The organism is Proteiniborus sp. (assembly GCF_040308045.1).
Lineage (GTDB): Bacteria > Bacillota > Clostridia > Tissierellales > Proteiniboraceae > Proteiniborus.
The window spans coordinates 1-11,653 of record NZ_JAWRHZ010000005.1; the positions used below are offsets into that span (position 1 = coordinate 1).

General features: G+C 28.6%; 9 protein-coding genes and 1 CRISPR repeat array. All 9 genes read left to right on the top strand.

Features of this window, described 5'->3' with window-relative positions; translation table 11 throughout:
• Positions 1-281 precede the first annotated feature (281 nt).
• The 9 genes from arcC to cas2 all read left to right on the top strand — a co-directional run bounded on the left by arcC (position 282) and on the right by cas2 (position 10,641).
• Positions 282-1,220, top strand: coding sequence for a carbamate kinase (gene arcC, locus ABV008_RS00455; RefSeq protein WP_352417850.1), 939 nt, complete (start codon positions 282-284; stop codon positions 1,218-1,220).
• A gap of 629 nt (positions 1,221-1,849) precedes the next feature.
• Positions 1,850-2,557 carry a CRISPR-associated endoribonuclease Cas6 gene (locus tag ABV008_RS00460; protein ID WP_352417851.1) on the top strand — a complete coding sequence of 236 codons (708 nt, stop codon included), beginning with the start codon at positions 1,850-1,852 and terminating at the stop codon, positions 2,555-2,557.
• A 20-nt stretch (positions 2,558-2,577) separates the two neighbouring features.
• Positions 2,578-4,440, top strand: coding sequence for a hypothetical protein (locus ABV008_RS00465; RefSeq protein WP_352417852.1), 1,863 nt, complete (start codon positions 2,578-2,580; stop codon positions 4,438-4,440).
• Positions 4,437-5,396: a type I CRISPR-associated protein Cas7 gene (locus ABV008_RS00470; protein ID WP_352417853.1), complete on the top strand. Its 960-nt coding sequence runs from the start codon at positions 4,437-4,439 to the stop codon at positions 5,394-5,396. Before ABV008_RS00465 ends, ABV008_RS00470 begins: the two co-directional genes overlap by 4 nt.
• A 45-nt stretch (positions 5,397-5,441) precedes the next feature.
• Positions 5,442-6,203: a type I-B CRISPR-associated protein Cas5b gene (gene cas5b, locus ABV008_RS00475; protein ID WP_352417854.1), complete on the top strand. Its 762-nt coding sequence runs from the start codon at positions 5,442-5,444 to the stop codon at positions 6,201-6,203.
• A 66-nt stretch (positions 6,204-6,269) separates the two neighbouring features.
• On the top strand, positions 6,270-8,843 hold the full coding sequence (gene cas3, locus ABV008_RS00480) for a CRISPR-associated helicase Cas3' (protein ID WP_352417855.1): 2,574 nt from the start codon (positions 6,270-6,272) through the stop codon (positions 8,841-8,843).
• A complete protein-coding gene (cas4, locus tag ABV008_RS00485) occupies positions 8,840-9,334 on the top strand; it encodes a CRISPR-associated protein Cas4 (RefSeq protein ID WP_352417856.1) in 495 nt (164 codons plus the stop codon). Before cas3 ends, cas4 begins: the two co-directional genes overlap by 4 nt.
• 17 nt (positions 9,335-9,351) lie before the next feature.
• Positions 9,352-10,350 (top strand): type I-B CRISPR-associated endonuclease Cas1b, encoded by a 999-nt coding sequence (cas1b, locus tag ABV008_RS00490; RefSeq protein ID WP_352417857.1) that lies wholly within the window; start codon positions 9,352-9,354, stop codon positions 10,348-10,350.
• Positions 10,351-10,641 carry a CRISPR-associated endonuclease Cas2 gene (gene cas2 / locus ABV008_RS00495; protein ID WP_352417858.1) on the top strand — a complete coding sequence of 97 codons (291 nt, stop codon included), beginning with the start codon at positions 10,351-10,353 and terminating at the stop codon, positions 10,639-10,641. It begins immediately after the preceding gene.
• Positions 10,642-10,846: 205 nt separating this feature from the next.
• Positions 10,847-11,600: a CRISPR direct-repeat array (repeat unit 30 nt; unit sequence GCTGAACCTTAACATTGGATGTATTTAAAT).
• Positions 11,601-11,653 lie beyond the last annotated feature (53 nt).

An 11,653-nucleotide genomic window follows, 5' to 3' on the forward strand; every position in this document is an offset into this window, starting at 1 on the left:
GCAGGAAAACTAAAGATGCCTGGAGTACCTATTAAGCTAAGTGACACACCAGGTAGTGTAAGAACTCCAGCACCAGTTCTAGGTCAGCATACAGAAGAAATCCTAAAAGGATTCTTAGGATATGATGATGAAAAAATACAAAGTTTAAGAGATGCAAAAGCGCTTTAATATATAAGGCTCCTCCAAAAGGGGAGCCTATATTTAAGTTAAATTAAAAATCATAGCATTATGTTTTAATATAGTATATAATTTTAATAATTAATTCTCTAGGAGGTATGCTAATGGAAAAAGTAGTAGTAGCTTTAGGAGGAAATGCTTTACAAGATACAGGAAGCCAAGCTACAGCAGAGGCTCAACTTGAAGTAGTTAAAAAGACAACAAAATATCTAGCAGACATAATAGAAGAAGGATATAATCTAACAATAGCTCATGGTAATGGACCACAAGTAGGAAGAATAGTTATACAAAATGAAGTAGCAGACAACGTAACACCAGCTATGCCATTTGATGTATGTGGAGCTATGAGCCAAGGAATGATAGGATATCATATGCAACAAGCTCTAGGAGATGAGCTTAGAAGCAGAGGAATAGACAAGCCAGTATCGACTATAGTGACACAAGTAGTAGTAGACAAAGATGACAAAGCATTTCAAAACCCTACAAAACCAATAGGACCATTCTATACAAAGGAAGAATCTGATAGAATAGCAGCAGAAAAAGGTTATGTGATGGTAGAAGACTCTGGAAGAGGATACAGAAGAGTAGTAGCATCTCCTAAACCAAAGAGAATAGTTGAGTTAGAAACAGTAAAAACATTAATAAACAACAATAACGTAGTCATAACTGTAGGCGGTGGCGGAATACCTGTAGTAGAAGAAAACGGAAGACTAAAAGGTGCAGCTGCAGTTATAGACAAAGACCTAGCATCACAAAGATTGGCAGAAGACATAGATGCAGACATACTAGTTATACTAACTGCAGTACCAAGAGTAGCAATTAACTTCGGAAAACCAAATCAAAAAGAACTAGACAAAGTAACTACAGAAGAAATGAAGAAATACGCAGAAGAAGGCCACTTTGCTCCAGGCAGCATGCTACCAAAAGTTCTAGCAGCCATAGAATTTGCAGAGTCAAAACCAGGCAGAAAAGCAGTTATAGCATCATTAGACAAAGCAAGAGAAGCATTAAAAGGAGAAAGTGGAACAATAATAGAGGCGTAGGTTATGTCAATTTGAGTATTAGATTGTTATTTTAGACACATACTATCATTTCGTACACATTTCCTGTCATTTCGGACGTGGTGAGGAATCTGTATAGTATAAAGTCGTCGATCCTTAATAGCGTAAAAACTATGGGGGGTCGACGATTTTTTCGATTGATAGCAAACACGTAAAAATAGATATATACACAACCCCAAGAAAAAAGAATGAAGGTTTTGGACAGGATTTAGAAGAAAAATATTGATCAAGTTCAATATTTCAGTAAGAATGGTTTATAGGAGAAGACTGAAATATCTTTAGATGATAAACTACAAATAAAGGGATCAAAGCTTAATGGATGTTGATTATATTGTTCCATCATAGTAAAATATCTATATAAAATTGCCTGCGTAAAGCATAGTTAAACCATAACATAAGATGTATTTAAATTAAGCAATAAATTTACTTGTTACGTAGGCAATTTTATTAATTTTCTAAAAATTATATTGACAAATATTTATTATGGAATATAATTATCATAAGCAATAAAATTACTTGTTATAAAAATATATATTAAGATAGCAGGAGAATTAAAATAAGTGTCAAATATATAATAAAAAGGTATAAATTACATGAAGGGAGGGAAAAAGATGGAAGCTATGCAGTATTTTGAAATAACTGTTACTACATATCTTTTAAGAGACATGTATTTTACAGATTCAAGTGAAATAATATCAAAGATAATTAATAAAGCTATGCTTCTGGACAACGATTTATCTGAAAAGCATAAGAAAAATGATTATAAGAATTATGTGTTTAATAATTTTTATCCATTAGAAAATAATAAGACTTATAGAAGAGGAAGAATTTACATATTTAAAATTAGGACATTAGACAAAGTTTTTGCAAAAAAAATTAGAGAGCTTATCATGAAAATTGAAAGTGAAGATATTAAAATCATAGCAACTGATATAAAAACAATATGGAAAAAACACATTGTTGAGCTATATACAGTTACTCCTGCGCTTATTACTGTCGATAATAAATATTGGTTACCTGAAAATGATTTTATATTACTGCAGGATAGATTTAATGCCAATTTAGAAAAAAAATACAAAGCGTTTTATGATAATAATTTTAGTATAAATCATAGCTTTATTCAACGCATCGAACTTTTAAATAAAATTCCATTTTCTTTCAAGTATAAAAATACAAGACTACTCGCTAATAAATTCAGAATAATTCCAAATGATGATGAACAGTCTCAATTATTAGCATTTACAGCTGAAGCTATTGGGATAGGCGAGAAAAACTCTGCAGCAGGGTTAGGCTTTTGTAATGCTCAATATTTAAAATAAGAGGAGGTGATGATTATAACATGATAAAGGATATGTTAAAGCCTTATAAAGAAGCGGTTTCAAAAGATAAGGATGTTATTCTAGATAACTATACATTAAAAGATGGGATATACATATTATTAAGCCCAAATAGGCCGATAGAGATTACTAATAACAACTATCTAATAATTAACAGAAAATCTAAAGAAAATGAAATGGATGAGATTAAAAATCCTGAGCTATACAAATTATTTAAGGAAATGGATTATTGTAGTGTTATATTAAATGATGATACTAACAAGTGTATTGATCTCCCAGCTAAGAAAATTCATAGTACAAATTGGATGACTTTATTTATTAAGAAAGATATTTGCCCAGAAATTGCAAAGGAACCCATTAATAAAGAAGAATTAGTTGAATTAATTAATGGGTATTATGAAAAGATTAAACAGTCTGAAGATAAGTTTTTGGAGATATACAACAATAGTTTACATAAAGAACATAAGATAAAAGGTAAAGAGAAAGATGAGTTTTTCAATAAATATTTTAAAGAACAAATTGAATATATTAGAAAGCCTGAAAGAATTCAAAAAATAGAAAAAAACAAACAGTTTATTATTGGTAACTTTGATAAAATCATTGAGAATATTAAGAAATTCAGCAATGAATTTACCGGGTATATAAAAATTTTTATTGAAGAGTCATTGGATACATATAACTTAGAAAATGAAATATATATGATTCCAAGAATTTTTAATGTAAATGATTACAATTTATTTATTGACGATGAAATATATGGACTTCCAGCAAATAATATTACTACTAATAGTAAAAAGCCATACTTGATTTTAAAAACTATGCAATGTAGTGCACCATTCCGCTTAAAAACAAACGACGTGAGATATTCAAAGAATTACTTTGAATGGCTTAATACTCAGGGTAAATTTAAAGAGATTAAACTAGATTATTATCATGAATTTGACGGTACTGAACCTCATAAAAGGAACAATTCGTACTATTCCATTCACCTAAATAAAAATTCTGAAATAGATGAGTATGATAACATTCCATTTGATAAACCAGAATTAAAGTTTACCTTATTTAATGTACTTGGCGTTATGGAGAAAATTGAAAATGGCAATAGTTCCACCAAAGTAATGTTACAAGACGAACAAATTGTTGATTATAAAAAATTACAGCAAAAATTTAGTGAGAATTTTTTTAACAATAGAATGCAAGGCTATTTTAAAGATATGGAGCCTGATGTAAAAACAAATGAATTTACTGCTCAAATGAAAGCGTTATTCATACTTGGAAGAGATGCGCTTTATGATTTCTTTAATAGGGGTATAGATGTTTCAGTCAAACATATAGTCAATAAACTAACTATGGATATAATTATAGAGAAACTAAGAAATACAGTTCAAGGAACTAATACATGGCGATTAGCAAAGGCGTATAATCTGAGAGTATCATTTCTAAAATATTTTGAATTAGGAGGAATGGATGTGGCAGATAGAATTAAGAGTACAATGGATAATTTAAGAAGAAAGCTTAAATTAAAAGAACTAGTCATTTGTGAAAATGATGATGAATTTTATTTTGTTGCTGGACAACTTGCATATTACTTATTTTCTCAGTCAGAGAGTGATAAAAAGACATTTGGACTTTTTGAGCCTATATTAAATGCAAAAAATCCAATACAATTAAAAAGAAGACTTAGTGAGATATTTGCTGTATATAAACACGCAATATCAATTGATAACATCAGTTTTAAAAATGCTATGGCTATGGTTATGGGGTATGAGACAACTAACAGTATTAAAGATAGCAATCAAGATATGTTACTCGCAGGAATATTGGCAAATAATATTTTTTATGAAAAGAAGGAGGATAAGCAATGAGTAAAGTTATGAATAAGAGGGTATATGGTTTAATTGGAATTTCTAGCATAATGGCTAATTGGAATGCTGATTTTACAGGAAGACCTAAATCTACAAGTGATGGCAATGTGTTTGGTAGTGATAAGGCACTTAAGTATTCAATTAAAAAATACTTAAAAGATAAGGGAGAAAAAATTTTATATATTAAAACATATAAAATTGATGAAAAAGGTAAAGCTGATGAAAAAGACAAGCTTCAACCAAAAGAATTGACAGAAAGATATAACGAAATTTTCGCACCAGCTGTTTTAACTAAAAAAACTTCTTCAAAAGAGGTTCTTAAAAACTTATTTTCTGTTGTTGATGTTATGAATTTCGGTGCAACTTTTGCTGTTGAAGATCAGAATATTAGCATAACTGGAGCTGTACAAATAGGACAGGGCTTTAATATTTATGAAAATACTACAACAGAGGTTCAGGACATACTATCACCTTTTAGAAATTCTAAAAAAGATGATGCAGATGCATCAAGCCTTGGTAAAAAAATAATGAGTAATGAAGCCCATTATATATATCCATTTTCAATAAATCCTAATAATTATTTTGAATATATAAATATTGTTGAAGGTTTTGATGGTTACACTGCGCAGGCTTATGAGTTTTTTAAAGAAGGAGCATTGGTAGGAGCTACTGCTTTAAATACAAATAGTAAATCAGGGTGTGAAAATGAATTTGCACTATTTATTGAAATAAAAGAAGGCTCAGAAATCTATTTCCCAAATCTTGATAGATATGTAGAATTTCAAAAAGCTGAAGGTAAGAACATAATAGATATTACAAAAATTGGTGAACTTATAAACAAATTCAGGGATGACATAGAAGATATAAGCATTTATTATAATCCATATACAACATTAGTTAAGCATGAATTTAAAGATGCAGCGATTATGAATATATTTACAAAAGAAAAGATATAAAAACCTCATAAATAGAAGCGTAGCCATGAGGTAGGGGGTGAGAGAATGCAGGCTATAAAATTTACATTGTCAGGGAAAACAGCTTTTTTTAAAAAACCAGATGTTAATGTTAATACGTATTTTACATATAACAATATCCACAAAATTGCTCTTTTAGGACTTCTCGGGGCATTAACTGGGCTTGGGGGGCATATTCAACAAAGTAGAACTATTTATGAAGATGCTAAAGAAGTCGATTATCCAGAGTTTTATTTATCTCTTAGAGATTTAAAGATATCAATAGTTCCAAAAGGTAAAAATGGTTACTTTGCTAAAAAGGTACAGGTTTTTAATAATAGTGTGGGATACGCAAGTAAGGAGAAAGGTGGCAATCTGGTAGTAAGGGAGCAGTGGCTTGAGAATCCTGAATGGGATATATATATACTAGATGATGTTTCTATAGATAATATAGTATTTCATAGGTTAAAAGATAGTTTGCTTAATAACAAGTGTAAGTTTGTACCTTATCTTGGGAAAAACGATCATCCAGCTATTATTAGCAACTGTCAGGTTGTAGAAGTTAGCAAAACTATAAATATAGAACATATAGATTCTCTATTTTCTATAAATGGAGTAACAGTTGGAAAATATTCATATGATGATATTTCTATGCCATTCTTTTTTAAGGAAATTTCGCCACTTACATTAAGTAAAAAATATAACTTCTATGAGTTCGAAGAATTATGTTTTACTAATATGGAAATTGAAAAAGTATTGGATGCAGATTCGTTTTATAAGCATGATGATAAAATATTGTTTTTTTACTAATTCATAGAGGAACACTTTAAGTTTAAAGTGTTCCTTTAGCTATATTATAAAAATCGAGGTGATAAGATGCCTAATATTCATAGTGTATTGTATCCTATTGAGAATGATTTAATAAACCAAGAATTATTATTTGCACATATTGATGATGAAAATAAAAAAGAGCCAGAGAAACTAATAGAACATTTTAATAGGGCAATATATTCTTTTGAACGATTGTCAGAAAAAAGAGGAATTGAAAAAGTAATAGATAAAATAATCAATAATTTATTGGTTAATGAAGAAAAAATAACTGATATGCAAGCTAAATTTATTAAGGAGTTATTTATTAATGCAATTTATCTCCATGATATTGGTAAGATTAACCCTGCTTTTCAATATGTGAAAATGAGAAATAAAATGGTCGAGTTTGCTAACACTTCTGAGACTTCTGACAGCAATCATTCAATCATTTCAGCTTTGATTTTTATTGATATTTACATAGATAAAATCAATGAGTTTAGCAGTAAAAAAGAAAAACGATTTTTAAAATATGTTATGTTAATTTTTGCTTATATCATTTCAAGACATCACACCTATTTGACTGACTTTGGAAACAAAGATTTTTTAAAAGATTTAAGAAATCTTCAAGAGAGGTTTCGTAAAACTCCATCATATCTTAGATATTATAAGAATTGTAATAGATTGTTAACCCTTGAACTTGATTTATTCAACAATATTGATAATGACTCACATGAGCAGTTTCAATTCTATATTTTAACAAAATTACTCTATTCATCAATTGTAAGTTGCGATTTCTACGCAACAAATATGTATGATACAGGTAAGAATATTGAATTTAGAGACATAGATGATATAGATAGTATATTTAATATCTATAAAAGCACAGGTATTTATAAAGGTATAGATGAATATAAAAATAATAAAAATTTTTTTGAAGATAATTTAATTAACAGATTACGTTCGGATATGTTTATAGAAGCAGAGAATAACTTATTAGATAATTTAGACAAATGTGACATCTTTTATCTTGAAGCACCTACGGGTGGAGGTAAAACAAATACATCAATAAATCTTGCCTTAAATATCATAAAGAGGATGCCTACTTTTAATAAAATTACATACATATTCCCATTTAATACCCTTATTGAACAGACGAAAAAGACCTTTGACAAAATATTTGACGATGAAATGCAGAAAAAGTTTAGAGTAGCAGTTATAAACTCCATTGTGCCAATAGTTACTGAAAAAGAAAATAATCTTGAAGAGGATGAAAAATATGACTTTAAAAAAGATTACTTAAATAGACAGATGCTTCAGTATCCTATAACTCTTACAACTCATGTTAACTTTTTTAATTATCTCTTTGGGACGGGTAGAGAAATTAACTTACCTCTTGTACATCTTTGTAACAGCATAATAATAATAGATGAAGTTCAAAGTTATAGAAATAAAATTTGGCCGGAAATTATAAGATTTTTAAATGCTTATAGCAAACTTTTGAATATAAAAATTATAATAATGTCTGCAACACTGCCTAAATTAGATAAGTTACTCCCTAGTGAAGATGTAAAAATCTTTGATTTGATAAGTGATAAAAACAAATATTACCAGAACCCTTTATTCAAAAATAGAGTAAAGTTAAACTACGATTTATTAAAAAAAGATAGTACAGACAAGGAAGAACTCTTAAATAAAATTGATGAAGTGATAAAAAGTAGAATGAATATAAGATTAATTATTGAATTTATTAAAAAATCTACAGCTAGGGAATTTTTTGATATTCTAAAGGAGAAATATCCAAATAAAAAAATATATGAAATAACTGGAGATGATAGCAACTATATTAGAAATAAAATACTTAATGAAATAAATAAAAAAGACAGTGAAGACAATTTTGAATGCAAAGATGTTATTCTTGTTGCAACTCAAGTAATTGAAGCAGGGGTTGATATAGACATGGATATTGGATTTAAGGATATATCCCTACTTGATGGAGAGGAGCAGTTTTTGGGAAGAATTAATAGGTCCTGTAAGAAAAATGATAGTGAAGCCTATTTTTATAATTATGATAAAGCTGAACAGATATATCGAGAAGATTTTAGGCTTGAAATTGATTTGAGAAATGAAGAATATCAAAGATACCTACTAAATAAAAAATTTGAAGAATTCTATGAATTATGTTTTAAAAGGTTAAATGACAAAAAATCTCAAAATATAAGAGGAAGCTTAGAAGATTTTAATAACTGTGTATTATCCTTAAATTATCAAGAAGTAAATAGATGGATGAGACTAATAATAGAAGATAATTACCAGCTTTATTTAGCACACAAAATTGAGAATGAAGAAAAAGGAGAAATTATTGATGGGAAAAGTATATGGAAACAATATAAGGATTTAATTGCAGATACAGCTTTAGAATATTCAGAGAAAAAAATTAAACTTTCTATTTTGTCGGAGAAAATGGCGTATTTTACATTTAACTTTAAGGATTTTGAAAATAAATACGATGGAAGACCTAAGATTTTTAATGAATCAGTTGGGCGATTATACTATATCGAAAATGGAGAGGAGTATATGACCAGTGATGGAAAGTTTGATAGGAAAAAATATACTGATGATTCAGGTGGGATATTTATATGAATATTAACGGTACATTGATAAATTATTATTTTCACTGTAAAAGGCAATGTTGGTTACATGGTAATAGAATTAATTTAGAAGATAATAGTGAGAGTGTAAAGATAGGAAAAGCTATACATGAGATAAAAGCAAATAAATCAAAACAAACAGAAATAGCTATAGATAATATAAAAATAGACAAGTTAACAAATGAATATTTAATTGAACTGAAAAAGTCTGATGCAGATGTGGAAGCTTCTAAATGGCAGTTACTTTTTTATCTGAAAGTTTTAAAAGATAAGGGGATTGATAGAAAGGGTAAGCTAGAATTTGTAGAAAAAAATAAAACATCAAATAAAATTATTTATTTAGAGTTGGATGATAAAAAAGCAGAATATTTAAATGAACTAGCACTTGACATTGAAAAGTTGCTCTTGAGCCAATCTATACCTGAAGCTATTAATGAGCCAAAGTGTAAAAAATGTGCCTATTATGAGTATTGTTATATCTAATTAACTAGGAGGATAATATGGGAAGTACAAAATATATAACCTCAATGGGGGAGCTAACGAGAAAGGATAATTCACTGTGCTTTAGAAAAGATGGCAAAAATGTATATATTCCAGTAGAAAATACTAAGGAGATATATTGTTTATCAGAGGTTTCTATAAATACTAAATTATTGGATTTTTTATCTCGGAACAAAATAACAGTACACTTTTTTAATTATTATGACGGCTATAGCGGGACTTTTTACCCACGTGACTGTTATAATAGTGGTAGATTTTTAGTAAAACAAGTTGATGCATATAATACTAAAAGATTAATAATTGCTAAAAGTATAGTAGAGTCTATAGGGAAAAATATATATGAAGTTCTATATCATTATTATAAGCATGATAAAAAAGAAGTTAAAGAAACTATAGATTGGATAAAAGAAGAATTTTATGAGAACCTTAAAAATGCAAATCAAATAGAACAAATACTTCAAGTCGAAGGTGAATTATGGCAACGGTTTTATAGCAATTTTAAATACATGTTACCAGAGGATTTTGTTATGAATAAAAGGGTTAAAAGACCACCTGATAATCCAATAAATGCATTAATTTCTTTTGGTAATACTCTTCTTTATGCCAAAACCATAACTACTATATATCATACTCATCTAGATCAAAGGATTAGTTTTCTCCATGCCCCATCGGAGAGGAGATTCTCACTTAGCTTAGATATTAGCGAGGCTTTTAAACCTATTTTAGTTTTCAAGACGATCTTTGATTTAGTAAACAATAGAAGAATTCAGGTAAATAAGCATTTTGATAAGAAAGTAAATTATTGTTTATTGAATGAAGAAGGAAGAAAAATATTTATTACTGCTTTCGAAGAAAGATTAGAAAGTGTGTTCCTTCATGGAAAACTTAATAGAAAAGTAAGCTATAAAACTGCCATTAAACTTGATTGTTATAAACTAATTAAGTTTATTTTGGAAGATGTTGATTTCAAACCATTCGATCTGAAGGAGAAAATATAAATGAAAAGGGACTACAACTATAATTATGCTTTTCTATTTTATGATGTAAATGTAAAAAGAGTAAACAAGGTATTTAAAGTGTGTAAAAAATACTTATCACATTTTCAAAAGTCCGTTTTTAGGGGTGAAATAACACCATCTAAATTAATGCTATTAAAGAAAGAACTTAACAAAATAATTGATGAATATGAGGATTTTGTTTGTATCATAAAATTAATGAATGATAATGTATATGGAGAAGAAATATTAGGAAATAAGGTGAATGGCACTGGAGAGGATCTAATATTATAGCAAGAATTATATTATATATTAATAATTAATTTTACCAGGCTATATTTATATGAGTACAATTATGATGAAGTAGTATCAAAGACTATAAGGGAATCTCAATTGTTTTAATAGTTTTATAGATTGACTTGGTAAAAAATCTATTATATCATTGATATTGCTAGGTTTATAGTGAAAAATAGTAAGCATGAATTGGTCGTTTACAGTAGCTGAACCTTAACATTGGATGTATTTAAATAAATATAAAACAAATTTGTAAACACTACACAAAAATGCTGAACCTTAACATTGGATGTATTTAAATTAATATTCGCTGTTATATGGGAATTCTGCTGCCAGGCTGAACCTTAACATTGGATGTATTTAAATTGTGGTTTTGGTTGTATAGGCATGGGAATTGAAGATGCTGAACCTTAACATTGGATGTATTTAAATCTTTAACTTGATAAAAAAATAACATAACATAGTAATAGCTGAACCTTAACATTGGATGTATTTAAATGATATGATGAGGACTTAAAACAAGAAATGGCGACGGCTGAACCTTAACATTGGATGTATTTAAATGATGACTTATAATAGATAGGGACATTAAATGTCCGCTGAACCTTAACATTGGATGTATTTAAATAAATGGTGTACATAAAATCCCTTGTCTTGATGTTCCTGCTGAACCTTAACATTGGATGTATTTAAATTATAACATGAGTAAGAACAATTATTAAAAACCTCAAGCTGAACCTTAACATTGGATGTATTTAAATATTTAATTTGAAAAAGTGGGAAAAGAATTTCAATTTGCTGAACCTTAACATTGGATGTATTTAAATGGGTTGAATGCTCTGATTACGTTGTATAGTTTTGACGCTGAACCTTAACATTGGATGTATTTAAATCAGCCCCACGGCAAGGCTGAACCTTGCCGACTGTCTGCTGAACCTTAACATTGGATGTATTTAAATTAGAATTGACCAGTCTTGTTATTGAATTTTTTTACGCTGAACCTTAACATTGG

Excerpts from the sequence above, each read along its gene's own strand:
- arcC (WP_352417850.1), top strand. The coding sequence starts at position 282 with ATGGAAAAAGTAGTAGTAGCTTTAGGAGGAAATGCTTTACAAGATACA.
- ABV008_RS00460 (WP_352417851.1), top strand. The coding sequence starts at position 1,850 with ATGGAAGCTATGCAGTATTTTGAAATAACTGTTACTACATATCTTTTA.
- ABV008_RS00465 (WP_352417852.1), top strand. The coding sequence starts at position 2,578 with ATGATAAAGGATATGTTAAAGCCTTATAAAGAAGCGGTTTCAAAAGAT.
- ABV008_RS00470 (WP_352417853.1), top strand. The coding sequence starts at position 4,437 with ATGAGTAAAGTTATGAATAAGAGGGTATATGGTTTAATTGGAATTTCT.
- cas5b (WP_352417854.1), top strand. The coding sequence starts at position 5,442 with ATGCAGGCTATAAAATTTACATTGTCAGGGAAAACAGCTTTTTTTAAA.
- cas3 (WP_352417855.1), top strand. The coding sequence starts at position 6,270 with ATGCCTAATATTCATAGTGTATTGTATCCTATTGAGAATGATTTAATA.
- cas4 (WP_352417856.1), top strand. The coding sequence starts at position 8,840 with ATGAATATTAACGGTACATTGATAAATTATTATTTTCACTGTAAAAGG.
- cas1b (WP_352417857.1), top strand. The coding sequence starts at position 9,352 with ATGGGAAGTACAAAATATATAACCTCAATGGGGGAGCTAACGAGAAAG.
- cas2 (WP_352417858.1), top strand. The coding sequence starts at position 10,351 with ATGAAAAGGGACTACAACTATAATTATGCTTTTCTATTTTATGATGTA.